Annotated in this window: 13 protein-coding genes, 1 tRNA gene and 1 rRNA gene; 7 read left to right on the top strand and 8 right to left on the bottom strand. The window is 66.5% G+C overall.

Features of this window, described 5'->3' with window-relative positions; translation table 11 throughout:
• Positions 1 to 3 precede the first annotated feature (3 nt).
• A complete protein-coding gene (gene mmsB, locus PUN71_RS21220) occupies positions 4 to 1,284 on the top strand; it encodes a multiple monosaccharide ABC transporter permease (RefSeq protein ID WP_277799999.1) in 1,281 nt (426 codons plus the stop codon).
• A gap of 116 nt (positions 1,285 to 1,400) precedes the next feature.
• On the opposite strand, the gene PUN71_RS21215 is transcribed toward mmsB, so the two are convergent.
• The 5 genes from PUN71_RS21215 to PUN71_RS21195 form a co-directional block, all read right to left on the bottom strand.
• Positions 1,401 to 2,651, bottom strand: a complete 1,251-nt coding sequence (locus PUN71_RS21215; protein ID WP_277799998.1) for an MFS transporter — start codon at positions 2,649 to 2,651, stop codon at positions 1,401 to 1,403.
• Positions 2,652 to 2,691: 40 nt separating this feature from the next.
• Complete coding sequence (locus PUN71_RS21210; protein ID WP_277799997.1) at positions 2,692 to 4,863, bottom strand: elongation factor G-like protein EF-G2; 2,172 nt, start codon at positions 4,861 to 4,863, stop codon at positions 2,692 to 2,694.
• A gap of 84 nt (positions 4,864 to 4,947) precedes the next feature.
• On the bottom strand, positions 4,948 to 5,373 hold the full coding sequence (locus PUN71_RS21205) for a ChaB family protein (RefSeq protein WP_043451705.1): 426 nt from the start codon (positions 5,371 to 5,373) through the stop codon (positions 4,948 to 4,950).
• Positions 5,374 to 5,444: 71 nt separating this feature from the next.
• Positions 5,445 to 5,518, bottom strand: a tRNA-Thr gene (locus PUN71_RS21200).
• 144 nt (positions 5,519 to 5,662) lie between these two features.
• Entirely contained in the window at positions 5,663 to 6,550 is an 888-nt protein-coding gene (locus PUN71_RS21195; RefSeq protein WP_043451363.1) for a DsbA family protein, read from the bottom strand.
• A 178-nt stretch (positions 6,551 to 6,728) separates the two neighbouring features.
• On the opposite strand from PUN71_RS21195, the gene PUN71_RS21190 reads away from it, so the two are divergent.
• From PUN71_RS21190 to PUN71_RS21175, 4 genes are all read left to right on the top strand, one after another.
• A complete protein-coding gene (locus tag PUN71_RS21190) occupies positions 6,729 to 8,231 on the top strand; it encodes an alpha,alpha-trehalose-phosphate synthase (UDP-forming) (protein WP_277799996.1) in 1,503 nt (500 codons plus the stop codon).
• The gene (otsB, locus tag PUN71_RS21185; RefSeq protein ID WP_277799995.1) at positions 8,221 to 9,057 is read left to right on the top strand and encodes a trehalose-phosphatase; all 837 of its coding nucleotides are present in this window, start codon (positions 8,221 to 8,223) and stop codon (positions 9,055 to 9,057) included. The genes PUN71_RS21190 and otsB overlap by 11 nt, the downstream gene beginning before the upstream one ends.
• Before the next feature lie 218 nt (positions 9,058 to 9,275).
• Positions 9,276 to 10,358: an ABC transporter ATP-binding protein gene (locus PUN71_RS21180; RefSeq protein ID WP_018772048.1), complete on the top strand. Its 1,083-nt coding sequence runs from the start codon at positions 9,276 to 9,278 to the stop codon at positions 10,356 to 10,358.
• 166 nt (positions 10,359 to 10,524) lie between these two features.
• Complete coding sequence (locus tag PUN71_RS21175; RefSeq protein ID WP_043451357.1) at positions 10,525 to 11,943, top strand: DUF4032 domain-containing protein; 1,419 nt, start codon at positions 10,525 to 10,527, stop codon at positions 11,941 to 11,943.
• A 3-nt stretch (positions 11,944 to 11,946) separates the two neighbouring features.
• On the opposite strand, the gene PUN71_RS21170 is transcribed toward PUN71_RS21175, so the two are convergent.
• Positions 11,947 to 13,317 (bottom strand): FAD-binding oxidoreductase, encoded by a 1,371-nt coding sequence (locus PUN71_RS21170; protein ID WP_043451354.1) that lies wholly within the window; start codon positions 13,315 to 13,317, stop codon positions 11,947 to 11,949.
• 186 nt (positions 13,318 to 13,503) lie between these two features.
• On the opposite strand from PUN71_RS21170, the gene PUN71_RS21165 reads away from it, so the two are divergent.
• Both PUN71_RS21165 and PUN71_RS21160 read left to right on the top strand, forming a co-directional pair.
• The gene (locus tag PUN71_RS21165; RefSeq protein ID WP_277799994.1) at positions 13,504 to 15,237 is read left to right on the top strand and encodes a glycoside hydrolase family 13 protein; all 1,734 of its coding nucleotides are present in this window, start codon (positions 13,504 to 13,506) and stop codon (positions 15,235 to 15,237) included.
• A 2-nt stretch (positions 15,238 to 15,239) separates the two neighbouring features.
• Positions 15,240 to 16,319: a LacI family DNA-binding transcriptional regulator gene (locus PUN71_RS21160; protein WP_277799993.1), complete on the top strand. Its 1,080-nt coding sequence runs from the start codon at positions 15,240 to 15,242 to the stop codon at positions 16,317 to 16,319.
• Here the strand turns inward: PUN71_RS21160 and PUN71_RS21155 are convergent.
• Both PUN71_RS21155 and rrf read right to left on the bottom strand, forming a co-directional pair.
• Positions 16,316 to 16,843: an SRPBCC family protein gene (locus tag PUN71_RS21155; protein ID WP_277799992.1), complete on the bottom strand. Its 528-nt coding sequence runs from the start codon at positions 16,841 to 16,843 to the stop codon at positions 16,316 to 16,318. The two genes, PUN71_RS21160 and PUN71_RS21155, sit on opposite strands and share 4 nt — an antisense overlap.
• 125 nt (positions 16,844 to 16,968) lie before the next feature.
• A 5S ribosomal RNA gene (gene rrf / locus PUN71_RS21150) occupies positions 16,969 to 17,085 on the bottom strand.
• Positions 17,086 to 17,180 lie beyond the last annotated feature (95 nt).

Below are 17,180 nucleotides of genomic sequence, written 5' to 3'. Positions count from 1 at the left end.
GAAATGTCCGCCTTACGAGAATCGCTCGGATTCCTCACCAGCCGCCTCCGCCAGGTTGGCATCTTCGTAGCCCTGATCCTGATCGTCCTGTTGTTCCAGGGACTGACCGGCGGAATCCTGCTGGAACCGCAGAACGTCACCAACCTGGTGGTCCAGAACAGCTACATCCTCATCCTCGCCATCGGCATGGTCATGGTGATCATCGCCGGCCACATTGATCTTTCCGTCGGCTCGGTGGCGGGGTTCATCGGCGCCGTGGCCGGCGTCATGATCGTGCACTGGGGCTGGCCCTGGTGGGCCGCGATCCCCGCCTGCCTGCTGGTCGGCGCCCTCGTCGGCGCCTGGCAGGGCTACTGGATCGCGTACGTGGGCATCCCGGCCTTCATCGTCACGCTGGCGGGCATGCTGATTTTCCGCGGCCTGACGCTCATCACGCTGAAGAACCAGCAGATCACCCCCTTCCCGGCCGAACTGCGGGCCCTGGGCGGCGGCTTCCTTCCGGATATTTCCGGCGGCACATCCGTCCTGGAATGGCTCACCGTCATCCTGGGCGTCGGCGCCACGGCGGCCCTGCTCATCCAGGCCCTCAAGGAACGGCGCATCCGCCGGAAGTTCGACCTCGAAAGCGAGCCCCTGGTCTGGTTCGTCATCAAGACCGCATTCACCGCGCTGCTCATGCTGATCATCACGTTCCTCCTGGCGTCCTACCGGGGCACGCCAATCGTCCTGGTGGTCCTTGCCGCCCTGGTCATCGCCTACACCGCCCTGATGAACAACAGCGTCTTCGGCCGGCACACCTACGCCATCGGCGGCAACCTCCACGCCGCCGAGCTCTCCGGGATCAAGACCAAGACCGTCACCTTCCGGCTCTTCGTGAACATGGGCGTTCTTTCCGCGCTGGCCGGCCTTGTCTTCACTGCCCGGCTCAACTCGGCACAGCCGGCCGGTGGAACGGGCTTCGAGCTGGATTCGATCGCCGCAGCCTTCATCGGCGGCGCCGCCGTCACCGGCGGCATCGGAACGGTGGCCGGGGCGATGATCGGTGGCCTCATCATGGGCGTGCTCAACAACGGCATGTCCATCCTGGGCCTGGGCACGGACTACCAGCAGCTCATCAAGGGCCTGGTGCTGCTCGTCGCCGTCGGTTTCGACATCTTCAACAAGAACCGCAGCGGCGGCGGCGGCGAGCTGGGGAAGCGCTTCAAGCTGAAGACCTCACCACCGCCGGCCGAGGAGAAACCTGCCCCGGCGCCCACCGAAACGGTCGAGGCCGGCGTCAAGTAGGCCCCCGCAAGGACGCAGCACCACGCCGCACGCCCTGATGGCTCCCGGAGCCCCGGACAAAACGTCCCGGGCCCCGGGAGCCTTCGCGTTGTGGCCCCGCCGTTCACCGAGGGTGTTCACGCGGCGGCCGCACCGCTGGCCACGTCGGCGGGGGCCCGCCGCCGCCGGCTCAGCAGGATGAAAGGCGCGGCAAGCAGCTGGATGGCACCACCCATGGCCAGCGAGGCGGGATAGCCGTAGATGTCCGCGGCCCGGCCCAGCACGGGCTGCACCACCACTCCCCCGCTCGATCCCATAAGCGAGGCGAAGCTCAGCACCGTGGCCCGCTGCTTCGAGGCGATCATGTCGTTGAGGTAGGCCTGGCGCACCGGTGTGCCGGCCGAGGCAACCACGGCCCACAGCGCCAGGAGCACCAGGGCCAGCCAAAAAATACTGGTGGCCAGGAGCACCACCAGGACCACTGCGCTGGAGATGGTGGAAATGATCAGCACGGTGGTGCGGCGGCGGACCAGCTTCCGGACCAGCGGAGCCAGAAATCCGCCCAGGATGTCCGCGCCTGCCACGATGGCTGCTGCCAGGCCCGCGATGGAGTACGCCCTGGGATCGCCGAAGAGCTGCAGCAGGTAGGGCTGCAGGGCATAGAAGACGTAGAAGGCAACGCCCTCGGTGAACGGGGCGGCCAGCATCATGTACCGCACCGGCGGATTGCCCAGGCCTCCCTCCACCGACGCCCGAAGAACGGCACGGGTGGCCTGCAGCGGGTGGGCCGAACGCTCCGGCGTGAAGCCGACGTCGTGCATGAGCAGGAAGGCGACGGCGAACATGGCCACCAGGACTGCGACGCGCAGCAGGAACGGCACGCCCAGGTTGGTGGCCTGGGCGATCACCCCGCCGGCCACCGAACCGGCCAGCATGGCGATGCCGGACACCATCTGGCCGCGGCCCAACACCGCTTCCAGGCCGCCGTCGTAGCCGGAAAAGTGCAGCGCGTCCACCAACCAGGCTTCCACCGCCCCGGAGAAGAACGTGAAGCCCAGGCCCAGCAGCGCGGACACGGCTGCCCACCACCAGAACGGCGCGGACAACTGCCACAGCACGTAGTAGAGGTACGTGGACCCGGCCAGGGTCACGGTGCCCAGCAGGAAGGACGCGCGGCGTCCCCAGCTGTCCGCCACCACGCCGGTGGGGACCTCGAAGAGCACCATTCCTGCCGTGAAGAAGGCATTGGCGGCGAACGCCTCCAGGTTGTTCAGCCCGGCGTCGAGCAGGAACAGCGTATTGATGCCCCAAATGAACGACGCCGCGAGGGTGTTTCCCAGCGTCAGTGTCAGGTAGATGCGTTGGATCTTTCGTGCTGCGGCGTTCACTGCGCGCGGCGCTCTGCGGAGGTGTTCCTGCCCGGCCGGATCAGGACGGGCTGAAGTTGGGCGGGACGGGATCGTGGCGCAGGTACTGCCGGCGGAAGCGTCCCGTGCCGGCGGTGAGGGCCCGCAGTTCCACTGCGTACCGCAGGAGCTCCTGGTCCGGGACCTCGGCGCTGATCTCGGTGAGCCCCTCCCCCGACGAGGTGGTGCCGGTGAGCCGCCCGCGGCGGCCGGACAGGTCACTCATCACCGTGCCCACATGTTCATCGGCCACCATGATGGACACCGAGGACACCGGTTCCAGCAGTTGGATCTTCCCAGCCGCCGCGGCTTCGCGCAGGGCCAGCGCGCCGGCTGCCTGGAAGGCGGCGTCGGAGGAATCCACGCTGTGGGCCTTGCCGCCCACCAGGGTCACGCGCAGGTCGACCACGGGAAAGCCTGCTGAAACCCCTTTTTCCATCTGCGCCCGGACGCCTTTTTCGATGGACGGGATGAAGGTTCCCGGGATGACGCCGCCAACCGTCTTGTCCACGAATTCGAAGCCGCCGCCCCTGTCCAGCGGTTCCACCTCGATGTCGCACACCGCATACTGGCCGTGGCCGCCGGATTGTTTGACGTGGCGGCCGTGGCCGGTGGCGGGCGCGGCAAAAGTCTCCCGCAGCGGGGTCACCACGTCCACGGTATGGAGCTTCACGCCCTGGTCCCGCAGCCGGTCCAGGACGACCTCCGCGTGGGCTTCACCCATGCACCACAGCACCAGCTGGTGCGTTTCGGCATTCCTGTCTACGCGCAGGGTGGGATCGCCCGCCGCAATCCGCCCCAGGCTGCGCGCCAACGCGTCCTCGTCGCTGCGGGAGTCGGCTTCCACCGCAACCGGAAGCAGGGGTTCGGGCATTTCCCAGGTGGCCAGCAGGAGCGGGTTCTCCCGCGCCGAAATGGTGTCCCCGGTTTCGGCGCTGCCCAGTTTTGCCAGGGCGCACATGTCGCCAGCCACGCAGTAGGGAACGGGACGCAGCGTGGCGCCCAGCGGGGAGTAGATGTGGGTCACGCGCTCGTCGGTGTCGTGGTCCTGGTGGCCCCGGTCGGCCAGGCCGTGGCCGCCCACATGGACGGGCGAATCCTCGCGCAGGGTCCCGGAAAAGACCCGGACCAGGCAGATGCGCCCCAGGAAGGGATCGTTGGAGGTCCGCACCACCTCGGCGGCGAGCGGACCGGACGGATCGCAGGCCAGGCTTCCGGCAGGCTCCCCCGAAAGGCCGGTGGCATCCGGCAGGTTGCGTTCCACGGGCGCCGGGAAGGCGCGCACCAGCAGGTCAAGCAGTTCCGCCGTACCCAGCCCGGTAACGGCGGACGTGGGCAGTACCGGAAAGAAGGAACCACGGGCGACGGCGGTCTCCAGGTCGGCAGCGAGTGCTGCGGTGTCGATGTCGCCGCCTTCCAGGTAGCGGTCCATCAGCGTCTCGTCCTCGCTTTCAGCGATGATGCCCTCGATGAGGGCACCCCTGGCCGTTGCGGCCTCCTCCCGTTCGTCTGCCTCCGCCGCGCGGACTTCAGGTGCGGCGTCCCCGCTGGAGTAGTCCGTCACCTCCTGCGGGAGCAGGCCCAGCAGGCCGGTGGCCTCGCCCCCGGTCCGCACCGGGACGCACAGCGGCAGGACGCCGTCGCCGAATGCTTTCTGGCAGGCGGCCAGGGCGCCGTCGTAATTTGCCCGCGGATGGTCCATCCGGGTGATGACGACGGCGCGCGGCAACCCCATGTGCGCGCACTCACCCCACAGGGCGGTGGTGGTCGCGTCAATTCCGTCCACGGCGGACACCACGAACAGCGCGGCGTCGGATGCGCGGAGCCCGGCGCGCAGCTCGCCGATGAAGTCCGGGTACCCCGGCGTGTCCAGCAGGTTCACCTTGATGTCATCCACCACCAGCGGCACCAGGGACACCGTGACCGACCGCTGCTGGTGCACCGCCGCGGGGTCCGAATCCCCCACCGTCGTGCCGTCCGCGATGGAGCCCTTTCGGGTGATCATGCCGTTGGCTGCCAGCAGCGCCTCGATGAGCAGGGTCTTCCCGGCGCCCGAGTGCCCTACCAGGGCCACATTCCGGATCCGTGCCGGATCCTGGGCAGCAATGCCGGAGGCCTGGTCGGCACGCTTTGCCTCAGGCCCGTTCCTGCCGCCTGCCGCCCGCGCTGACTCCCGGGTGCTCTTCACCGACATTGGAACCTCCTGGCATCATCGCCGACCGGACCGGATGTGTCCTCTGATTCGACACCCTGGCGGGCAGGACGGCAAGAGCGGGGGCTATTTGCTGCGGGCTTTTCGGGTAGCGGCGTCGTTGGCTTTTTGGAGCGCCGAGACCAGTTGTTCCTTGTCCATCTTCGACCGGCCCTTGACGTCCAGTTCCTTGGCCAGCTTGTACAGGTGCTCCTTGGAGGCGTTGGCATCCACCCCGCCGGCGGTGGATGCGGATGAACGGACGCCCTGCTCCGCACGTTTGTCGGACGGGCCGCGTTTTTCCTTGGGCTCCCAGTGGTCGCCCACCTTCTCGTAGCTGTGCTTCAGCGAGGCGTACGCTGCGCGGGCCGCCCGTTGTTCGTCGTGGTCATAGGACTCAAGGGCCGAATCATAGGTCTTGGCGAACGTGTCCTGGGCCTTCTGGTCAGAACGCTGCAGGGTCGAGGGAAGTTCGTCCTTGCGGGCATGGTCGTTCTTGCCGGTCTTGGGCATGGCACCCATCCTCCTTTAGTCAGCAGGCTGATCATTCGGATGGATCCAGCTTAAACCCGGAGGTTGTCGTGAGCCCCCTGTCGGATTCGAACCGACGACCCCCGCTTTACAAGAGCGGTGCTCTGGCCAACTGAGCTAAGGAGGCGTGCCCCTGGGGGCAGGCACCGTGAAGGCGCTAGATAAGGTTAGCCCAAGTCCCGCCGGGCGTAAAAACGCCGCCGGACCGGCGCCGGATGCGGCAAGGGCCCGCCCCGGACATCCGGAACGGGCCCCTGCCTGCTGCTGGTTCCTAGCCCTTGGCTGCGATCGCTGCCTGCAGGAAATCGGGGAACGGGGTCTGGGCGCTGTCACCCTTGCCCCACTGCTTGCCGTCGACGAACACCGTGGGGGTGCCGGTGACGCCAATGGCCGCGGCTTCCTTGGTGGTGAACTTAACGAAGGGGCGGTAGGTCTTGTCATCCACGCAGGAATCGATGTTCACGCCCATGTCGGACGCCATCTTCTTCAGGTCGTTGTCCGACAGGCCTGCACTGCCTTCGGCCGGCTGCTTGGCGAACAGTTCGTTGACGAAGTCGGAGTACTTCTCCGGGGACTCGTTGACCACGCACGCTGCGGCGTTGGCGGCACGCGAGGAGTAGTTGGTGGTGGACCGGCTGTCCAGGAACCCGAGGGCGCGGTACTCAACAGTGATCTTCCCCTCGTTGCGCAGCGAGGTGAGCTGTTCGTTGTACTGCGTTTCGAAGTTCTTGCAGATGGGGCAGATGAAGTCGATGTAGAGGACCACCTTGACCGGCTTGCCGGCCTCCGCTTCCGCACCCGGAGCCGCAAGCTGGGCCGGCGGAGTCTTCGGGGCGTCCCCGAGGGACGCCGCATCCACCGTGGCAGGCTCCGTTTTAGCCACATCCGTGTTGGCCAGCAGGGTTACGCCGCCGTGCACGTTGGCGTTGGCCGGGGTGGGCCCCTGCTCCGCAATCGGGGCGTTCTGCTTCATGCTGTTGGTGACCACGAGGGCCACGACCACCAGGATGGCCACCACGGCTGCAACGATGCCCCAGCCGATCAGCAGCTTGTTGCGCTTGTCCTTCTTTAACTGCTCTTCCCGGATCAGGCGCGCCTTTTCCCGCGCCTCCGCGGTTCGCTCAGCCTTGGACTTACGTACTTCGTTTGCGGGGCTCATGAGTTCCTTGGGTCGGTCGACGAAGGGGGACCACTTGGTGGCACCCCAAACATTTTAGGGGAGAAAACTGGGAGCTTGCGGTTTCAACCATTCCCCGGGTTGACCAACGGACGAATAGCCCCGATGATTCCGTCCGGCTAGGGTGGCTTAGAGGCACAAGCAACCCCAGGGGGCCGCAATGCAAACACCTGTCCAGGAAAAACCCGCCGGCACGGCGACGGCCGGCCATAGCGCTTCCAGCCACGCCGGCCACACCAAATACGACTTCATGGTGGTCTCCAACAGGCTTCCCGTCGACCGCGTGGCGTCAGGGGATGACAGCGACGACGGGTCCGGCTGGCGCCGCTCCCCCGGCGGCCTGGTGACCGCGCTCGCCCCCATGATGACCAAGACCGACGGCGCCTGGGTCGGGTGGCACGGAGCGCCGGACGAAACCGTGAAGCCGTTCAGCCACGGCGGCATGGACCTCGTCCCGGTCCAGCTCAGCACCGACGACGTGGAGCTGTATTACGAGGGCTTTTCGAACGCCACCCTCTGGCCCCTGTACCACGACGTTATTGCGCCGCCGGAATTCCACCGGACCTGGTGGGACGCCTACCGGAGGGTCAACCGCCGGTTCGCCGACGCCGTAGTGCGCTACGCGGACCACGGCGCCACCGTGTGGGTCCAGGACTACCAGCTGCAGCTGGTACCGCGGATGCTCCGCGAAGCCCGCCCTGACCTGCGCATCGGGTTCTTCAACCACATCCCGTTCCCGCCGCCGGAAATATTCGCCCAGCTCCCGTGGCGGCAGGCCATTATCGACGGCCTGCTCGGCGCGGACCTGGTGGGCTTCCAGCGGGTCAGCGATGCCGGCAACTTCATGCGCTCCGCCCGGCGGTTCCTCGGCGCCAGCGTCAAGCAGCAGCAGGTGCACGTCAAGGACCACAACGGCAAGCTGACGCACATTGCCCGGGCCCAGGCCTTTCCCATCTCCATTGACGTCAAGCAGATCACCGAGCTGGCCGCCAGGCCCGACATCATTGAACGCGCCCGGCAGATCCGGCAGGACCTGGGCAATCCCAAGACCATCCTGCTCGGCGTGGACCGGCTGGACTACACCAAGGGCATCCGCCACCGGCTCAAGGCCTTCGAAGAGCTCCTGGCGGACGGGCGGCTGACGGTGGGCGATGCGACCCTGATCCAGGTGGCCTCCCCGAGCCGCGAGCGCGTGGAACAGTACCGGCTGCTGCGCGAAGAGGTAGAGGGCACTGTGGGCCATATCAACGGCACCTATGACACGATCGAAAACACCGCCGTCCGCTACCTGCACCACAGCTATCCGGTGGAGGAGATGGTGGCGCTCTACCTGGCCGCGGACGTCATGCTGGTTACTGCCCTGCGCGACGGAATGAACCTTGTGGCCAAGGAGTACGTCACTGCCCGCAACAACAACGACGGTGCGCTGGTGCTGAGCGAATTCGCCGGCGCGGCGGACCAGCTCAAGCAGGCCCTTCTGGTCAATCCGCACGACATCGCCGGCCTCAAGAACACCATCATGAACGCCGTCGAGCTCACCCCGCGCGAAGCCTCCCGGCGCATGCGGTCCATGCGCCGGCAGATCCTGGACCACGACGTGGACCACTGGTCCGCAGACTTCCTGCGCGCACTGGACGAAAAGGTGGTCCGCGATGACTCCTGAGGGCCGCCACGCCAAGCCGCCACTGGCATTGTCCCCCGAACTGCGCGAAGCGGTCCGGCGGATAGCCCGCACAGAGCACCTGCTGGTGGCCATGGACTTTGACGGCACCATGGCCCCCATCGTGGGACGGGCGCAGGATGCACGGCCCCTTCCGCGCACGGCGGCGGCATTCGCTGGCCTCGCCGTTCTGCCGCGCACGACGACGGCACTCATCTCGGGACGTGCCCTCGCCAGCCTCCGGGAAGTCGCCTCCCCGCCGGTGGACACCCTCCTGATCGGCAGCCACGGGGCAGAAGCGTGGCTGGGCCCGGGCTCCACCGAACTGGCCCTGGATGAGGACCAGAAGGCTCTCCTTAAGGAAGTTCGGGCGGAGCTGGCGTCAATCGTCGCCGAGGCTCCGGGTACATCCCTGGAAGACAAACCCGCCGGCGTTGTCCTGCACACCCGCCTGGCCGGGGATGACGTGGCCGAGGACGCCGTGCTCGCCGCACGGTCAGTGCTCAAGGACCGCAGGGGCGTGTACCTGAAGGAAGGCAAGCGGGTCCTGGAGACCTCGGTGGTCAACGCCTCAAAGGGTGAGGGTGTCACCTTCCTGCGGCAGGCCACCGGAGCCACCGCCGTGCTGTTCGCGGGCGACGACGTCACGGACGAGGACGCTTTTGGCCGGCTTGAGCCGGGTGATGTGGGCGTCAAGGTCGGCCTCGACTTCACCCATGCCCAGTACCGGGTGGAGGCACCGGTCCATATTGCGGAACTGCTGGAAGCATTGCTCCAGGCGCGGAGCATTGCCGTTGCAGAGGAGGACCCGCAGGCAGCGTCCGGCTAGGACGTGGCCAGCGGCACATGTGACGTTCGTAACATTTGCGCTAAAAAGAGAAAGCTCTGGCATACTCTTTGTGTGATGTGGCGCACAGCAAAGCGTGCGGCGTCATTCCGTGCTCCGCGCCCAACCGCGGAGCACTTTGCAGGAACACAACTGAATAAACATGAACCATTCACAACGGATCGTCCGGCACGTACCTGCCGGTGAAGGGATTGATAACTGTGGCTACAGTTACTTTTGATAACGCTACGCGTCTGTACCCGGGCACAGATAAGCCCGCCGTCGATAAGCTCAACATCGACATCGCCGATGGCGAATTCCTGGTCCTCGTTGGACCCTCCGGTTGCGGCAAGTCCACCTCCCTGCGCATGCTCGCAGGCCTCGAGGACGTCAACGCAGGCCGCATCCTGATCGGTGACCGCGATGTCACCGATGTTCCGCCGAAGGACCGCGACATCGCGATGGTCTTCCAGAACTACGCGCTGTACCCGCACATGACTGTGGCCGACAACATGGGCTTCGCCCTCAAGATCGCCGGTGTCTCCAAGGAAGAACGCGCCGAGCGCGTCCGGGAAGCCGCCAAGCTCCTCGACCTCGAGCAGTACCTGGACCGCAAGCCGAAGGCACTCTCCGGCGGCCAGCGCCAGCGTGTTGCCATGGGCCGCGCCATCGTCCGTAACCCGCAGGTCTTCCTCATGGACGAGCCGCTGTCCAACCTGGATGCCAAGCTCCGCGTCCAGACCCGTACCCAGATCGCGTCCCTGACCCGCCGCCTCGGCGTCACCACCGTCTACGTGACGCACGACCAGGTCGAGGCCATGACCATGGGTGACCGCGTGGCTGTGCTGAAGGACGGCCTGCTGCAGCAGGTTGACACCCCGCGCAACCTGTACGACCGTCCGAAGAACGTTTTCGTTGCCGGCTTCATCGGCTCCCCCGCCATGAACCTGCTGGAACTTCCCGTCGTCGACGGCGGCGTTCAGTTCGGCGGCACCGTCTACCCCGTGCCGCGCGACGTCCTCGAAGAGGCACACGGCTCCACCGTCACGCTGGGCAGCCGCCCGGAGGACCTGGAAACCGCTCCGCACGGTGAAGGCCTGAAGGTTGAGGTCGACGTCGTCGAAGAGCTCGGCGCCGACGCCTACGTTTACGGCCACACCACGCTGGACGGCAAGGACCACGACATCGTGGCCCGCGTCGACGGCCGCCGTCCTCCGATGAAGGGCGAGGTCATCTACGTCCGTCCGCAGTCGGGCCACGTGCACCTGTTCGACACCAAGACCGGCCTGCGCCTGGGCGACTGATCTCCACCGCCCAAACGGTGGTTGAGCCTGTCGAAACCCGGGACCACCCACCTACGCACTAAACGGCGGCCCGCACCTTTTCACCATGGTGCGGGCCGCCGTCGGCCTTTAACCCCTGCCTGGACAGGATTTAGGCGCCCCGACCCGAGTACGGAAGAATTGACCCATGACCGAGGAACACAGCGCCCAGTGGCACGACGAACCCACCGACTACGCCCAGATCGGTAAGCTGCCCCGGTTCGTGGCGGCCAGCGCTGATGACAACAAAGCCGCCCCCGTCGCCTCATCGCTGAACATCACTGCGGCAGCGGCGGATCCTGAACTGCTCGACCTGCCCTGGCACATCGCCCTGGAGGAATGGCCCGCCCAATACCTGGCCGCGCTCCCCCGTGGTATTTCCCGGCACATCGTGCGCTTCGCCCATTTGGGCGGCTCGGTCATCGCCATTAAGGAAACCTCCGAACACGTGGCCCGCCACGAGTACCACATGCTCCGTAAACTGGCCCGGCTGGACGTTCCCTGCGTGGAACCCGTCGCGGTCATCACCGGCCGCACTACCCCCGACGGCCGCCCGCTCAACCCTGTCCTGGTGACCCGCCACCTGAAGTTTTCCATGCCCTACCGTGCGCTCTTCTCGCAGATGCTGCGCAAGGACACCCTCACCCGCCTTATTGATGCCCAGGCGCTGCTCATGGTGCGGCTGCACCTTATCGGCTTCTACTGGGGCGACGTTTCCCTCTCCAACACCCTGTTCCGCCGCGACGCCGGCGCCTTCGCCGCCTACCTGGTGGACGCCGAAACCGGCGAGCTCTACCCGGACCTGTCCACCGGGCAGCGCGAGTACGACCTCGAAATTGCCCGGGTGAACATCGCCGGCGAACTCATGGACCTCCTGGACGGCGGCCTGATCGAGGAAAAGGTGGACCCGGTGGCCACCAGCGAGCTGATCATGGACAGCTACAGGCGGCTGTGGGCGGAACTCACCGAGAAGGAATCCTTCGAACTGGGCGAGCGCTGGCGGGTGGGCGCGCGCATCCGGCGCCTGAACGAGCTCGGCTTCGACGTCGAGGAATACGCCATCAAGACCACCCAGAACGGCTCCACCATCCAGCTGCAGCCCAAGGTGGTGGACGCCGGCCACCACCAGCGGCGCCTGCTCCGGCTCACCGGCCTGGACGCCCAGGAGAACCAGGCCCGCCGGCTCCTCAACGACATGGACTCCTTCCGGGCGGACAACAACCCGGAAATGGACGAGGAATACAGTGCCCACCTGTGGGTAAGCCAGATCTTCGAGCCCATCGTGCGGGCCATCCCCCGGGACCTGTCCGGCAAGCTGGAGCATGCCGAGGTGGTGCACGAGGTACTGGAGCACCGGTGGTACATGTCCGAAAAGCAGGAGCGGCACATCCCCCTGGCCGAGGCCGTCCAGTCCTACATCGACTCGATTCTCCGGCACCGGCGGGATGAGGCGGCGATCATGCTCAACCCGGACACGGAACTGCTGAAGATCCTTGAGGTGGAAAACGAGGAATCCCGCTATGGCGCCGATGAATCCGTGGACGAGTACCCGGACTCGGACGACTAAGTCCTAGATCGCCTTTCCGGGGTTGAGTATGCCTGCGGGATCGAACAGTTCCTTGATCCTTCGCTGCAATTCCCGGACGGGCTCAGGCTGCTCCTGGCCCAGCCACCGCAGCTTGTACTGGCCAACGCCGTGTTCGCCGGTGATGGTGCCGCCCATGGAGAGGGCCACCGTGATCGATTCGTCCAGCGCCACCTGAAGCCGCTCCATCGCGCCCGGATCAACATCTGCGCCTTGCCGGTCGACCCAAAATGTGGGGTGCAGGTTTCCGTCGCCGGCGTGGGCCACGACTTTGAGGTGCACGCGCTGCGCGTCGGCCATGGCTTCGAGCGCTGCCACGTAATCCACCAGGCGGGACCTGGGCACGGCCACGTCCTCGCCGACCCGGTACTCATCGTCCACCTCAGTGCCCCTGCTGTGCCGGCGCAGCTCCACCAGCCGCTCCGCTTCCGCGCTGGCCTCGGTGGTCACGGTGGCCCCGCCGGCAGCGAGGACCTGGCGCACCACGTCGGCCTCCGCGGCAGCCCCGAATCCGTCCGTCTGGACCAGCAGCAGGGACTTCCCACGGGCGGTGAGGTCGGACCCATGGATGTCATCGAGCTGGGCCAGGGTGCCGCCGTCGAGCAGTTCCATGATGGCCGGCTGGACGCGGGCCTTGCCCACGGCCAGGACACCGGCGGCAGCCGTCCGGAAGTCCGGGTAGAAGGCGGCTACGGTGTGCACCTCCCGCGGCAGGTACTTCAGCCGCACGGTGATTCCGACGACGATGCCCAGCGTCCCTTCAGAGCCCACGAACAGGCCCGTGAGGTCATAGCCGGCCACGCCTTTGAAGGTCTGGTGGCCGGTGTGGATGAGCGAGCCGTCGGCCAGGACGACGTCGAGCGCCAGGACGGAGTCCCTGGTGACCCCGTACTTGGCGCACCGAAGCCCTCCTGCATTGGTGGCTACATTGCCCCCGATGGTGGAGCTCCGGAAGCTGGCCGGGTCCGGGGCGTACATAAGGCCGTGGCCGGCCGCGGCTTCGTTCAGGACCGCATTCACTACCCCGGGTTCCACCACGGCGGTCTCATCGTCCGGATGCAGGGCAATGATCCGGTCCATCCGCTCCAGCGACAGGATGATGCAGTTCCTGGTGGCATGTGCCCCGCCCGACACGCCCGTTCCGGCGCCGCGGGGAACAATGGCCACCCCGCTGGCGGAACAGGCTTTCACCACCGCCTGGACGTCAGCCACCGACTCGGGGAAGACCACCGCCAGGGGAAGCTGGAAGTCAATGACGGGCGCCTGGTCGATGGCATACCGGCGGAGGGATACCTCGCTGACATCCAGCTGGCCCGGCGCCAGGATGCCTTCCAGCTCGTCTACAATGCTTCCCACAAGTCCTCCATCCATCCCCGGACACACCCCTTCAGTGTAGGTCGCCGCAAGGGACACCCGGCCCGCACCACTGTGCAATCGCTTCCACTTCTTCGACCGGTATAAGCACAGCTTCGACGGCGATTGCTCTGAAACATTCATGGAAGCGTTTTCATTTAATCTGCCGACGCGGCTAAGCTGGCTCCCATGTCTGTCGATACTGTGACCCAGGACACCTTCTCCGTTGCTGGTCCCCTGACGCTCGTCCATGCTGCCGACACTGCACCCGGCTGGTGGCGCTCCGCCGTGATCTACCAGGTCTATCCTCGGTCCTTCCGCGACCTGAACGGTGATGGAGTCGGAGACCTGGCAGGAATTACCCAGGAACTCCCCCACCTGGCAGACCTGGGCGTCGACGCCGTCTGGCTGTCCCCCTTTTACCGGTCGCCGCAGCGGGACGCCGGCTACGACGTCAGCGACTACTGCGACGTGGATCCGATCTTCGGCACCCTTGCAGACTTCGACGTCATGATGGCTGAATCGCACCGCCTGGGCCTGCGTGTCATTGTCGACCTCGTTCCCAACCACTGCTCGGACCAGCACCCTGCGTTCCAGGCAGCCCTCGCGGCGCCTGACGGAAGCCCCGAACGGGACATGTTCATCTTCAGGGACGGAACCGGACCTGATGGGGCGGAACCGCCCAACAACTGGCAGTCCCACTTCGGCGGCCCGGCATGGACGCGTGTTGCGGGCGTGGACGGCCGCCCGGGCCAGTGGTACCTGCACCTGTTCGACTCCTCCCAGCCGGACTTCAACTGGGACAACCCGGCAGTCCACGCCGAGTTCGAGCGGGTGCTTCGTTTCTGGCTGGACCGCGGCGTCTCCGGTTTCCGGGTGGACGTGGCCCACGCGCTGGTGAAGGCACCGGGGCTGCCGGCATGGGGTGGCCGCGCCGACGGCGGCAGCAGCGACGGGTTCCCCGGGCACGAGGCACCCATGTTCGGCCAGCCCGCCGTCCATGACATCTACCGCAACTGGCGGCGGATCCTGGACGGATACGGACCGGACCGGATCCTCTGCGCCGAGGCCAGCGTGGACCTGCACCGGCTGGCCCACTGGGTCCGGCCGGATGAGATGCACCAGGCCTTCAACTTCCCGTACCTCCACGCAGGCCTTGACGTATACCGGCTGCGCTCGGTGATCACTGACTCCCTGACGGTCCTGGACGGTGTGGGCGCACCCAGCACGTGGGTGCTGTCCAACCATGACGTCGTCCGCCATGCCAGCCGCTTTGGGTATAACGGGCTTGGCCCGCGGGACGGCGACGGTATTGGCCCGACGGATCCCCAGCCTGACCATGAACTGGGCCGGCGCCGCGCAGCCGCCGCTTCCCTGTTCATGCTCGGCTTACCGGGCGCCGCCTACCTCTACCAGGGTGAGGAACTGGGTCTGCCGGACGGCATTGACATCCCCGGGGACCTTCGCCAGGATCCCACCTTCGCCCGCACGGGCGGAGAGCGGCTTGGCCGCGACGGTTGCCGGGTACCGATGCCCTGGCACTCCGGGGAACCGCACTTCGGCTTTGGCGCCGGCAACGATCCCTGGCTGCCGATTCCGTCCTCTTTTGGTGACCTGGCCCGGAACGTACAGGCAGAGTCACCGGAGTCGCACTTGTCCCTCTACCGCGATGCACTGGCATGCCGGCGGGAACTGGACCTGGGCAGGGGATCGCTGTCCTGGGCAGAGCAGTGGTGCACCGGGTCCTCCCTGGGCTACCTCAACGGCACTACGCTGGTGCTTATGAACCTGAACCACGAGCCGCTGGAACTGCCGGCCGGCCACGTCATGATCCGCAGCGTTCCAGCAGAAGCGGGCCGGCCCCTCGCTTCCGGTGAGACCGCCTGGATCGAACTCGGGGCGGAAGCCACACCAGCACGCTGATCATGGCAGGTATCAAAGAAGTTGCCAGCCGGGCCGGTTTGTCAGTGGCGACGGTGTCCCGGGCGCTGAGCGGAAAGTCAAACGTCTCGGCAGCCAGCCGCCGCCTGGCACAGGAGGCAGCCCGCGAGCTTGGGTTCGTCCCTTCCTACCACGCCTCCAGCCTTGCCTCCGGGCGCAACCACAACATCGGCCTGGTGGTGCCCAATGTGCAGCGCTGGTACTTCTCCTCCGTGCTGGAGGGCGTATCGGAAACCCTGCTGGATGCAGGTTACGACCTGACCCTGTACAACGTGGGCGAGCAGCCCGGCCGCCGCAGCAGCATCCTGAACGACTTCCTGCTGCGCAAGCGGCTGGACGCCGTCATCGCGGTTGCCCTGGTGCTTGGCGAGGACGAAATCGGGCAGCTACTGGCGGTGCACCGTCCCATCGTGGGCATCGGCGGCGCACTGCCCGGCGCGTCGACCATCAGGATCGACGACGAGGGGCTGGCCGCGCTGGCCACGCGCCACCTGATCGGGCTGGGGCACACCAGGATCGCCCACATCACCGGGGACGCAGAGTTGAACCGCGACTTCAAGCTCCCGCAGCTGCGGCAAAAGGGCTTCACCGGTGCCATGGCGGCTGCTGGGCTGACGGTCAGGGCGGAGTGGCAGGCTACGGCCGATTTCACGATCCAAGGGGCCTACGCCGCCGGCAGGCGGCTGCTGGGATCAACGGCGGAACGTCCCACCGCTGTCTTCGCGGCTTCTGACGAGATGGCGGTGGGCATCATGCTTGCAGCGCGCGATTTCGGCCTGCAGGTGCCCCGGGATCTTTCAGTCGTGGGGATTGACGGGCATGAGCTCGCAGAGACGTTCGGCCTGACCACCATCAGCCAGGATCCCAGGGGGCAGGGAAAGCTGGCGGCTGCGACAGCTTTGGCTTTGCTGGGTGGTACCGGGAGGGATTCCGACGACGGCCCGGCAGCGGGTGCCACGGCTACCGTTCAGGACCAGGAGTATCCGACGGAGTTCGTTATCCGGAACAGCACCGCTGTACCTCCGGAGATGGCACCGCCGGAATTGTCCCGGCTGCGGCCTTAGGCCGTGGCGGCCGGCGTCTCCTCGCCAGAGGAGCCGTCGCTGCCCATGAACCGTGCGAACTTTTCCAGGATCATCGGCCAGGCCTCCACGTACGCCCTGCGGGTAGCAACGGGGTCCTCGGCGCCTTCCCATCCTTCATGGAAAACCCGGACCTCAGTTCCGGTGCCGACGGCGCGGAACACCACCAGCAGCTCGGTAGACCACAGCGCCGTGGTTCCCGGGTGCCAGGTGGCATGGAAGGACAGCGGGGGCTGCCAGTCGTCAAGGGTCCCCCAGATGCTGGTGCGGCCGTCATCCGCCGTTTCGAGGATGAGGTTCTCCTCGAACTCCACATAGGAGCCCGCCCCATAGACGCCGTGCTGCTCCAGCGGCCACCACAGGTGGGTGTGGTCGGTGAAGCCGGCGAACGCGCGCGCTACAGGCCCTGGAACAACGATGGTGTTGACGACCGGTTCCAGGGGTTCGGCTGCCGGGCGGCTGTCTTCTCCGGCAGGGTCCTGGGCGTGGCTGAAGATGCTGCTCATGAGGGAATACTCTACCGGCGCGAGTCCGGCCTGGGCGATGCGGGCTGACCGGGGTGGGCCTGGTGGTGGGTGGTTAAAGTGGCAGGGCCCTGACGTGTCGTTGTCAGGGCCCTGCTCTAATGTGTGTCCGGCGGTGACCTACTCTCCCACACCCTCCCGGGTGCAGTACCATCGGCGCTGTGGGTCTTAGCTTCCGGGTTCGGAATGGGACCGGGCGTTTCCCCCACGCTATGACCGCCGTAAACCTTCTACCCGCACCGCCCGTCACATGGTGTGGGGGTGGGGAAATCTGGTGGTTACAACTCGCTGTCCTGGGACAGCGTTTGGTGGTGTTGTA

It is taken from the genome of Arthrobacter sp. NQ7, assembly GCF_029581595.2.
In the GTDB taxonomy this organism is placed as follows: Bacteria; Actinomycetota; Actinomycetes; order Actinomycetales; family Micrococcaceae; genus Arthrobacter; species Arthrobacter phenanthrenivorans_B.
Note: the sequence above shows the minus strand (reverse complement) of the source record. Positions and strands in the feature narration are given on the sequence as shown.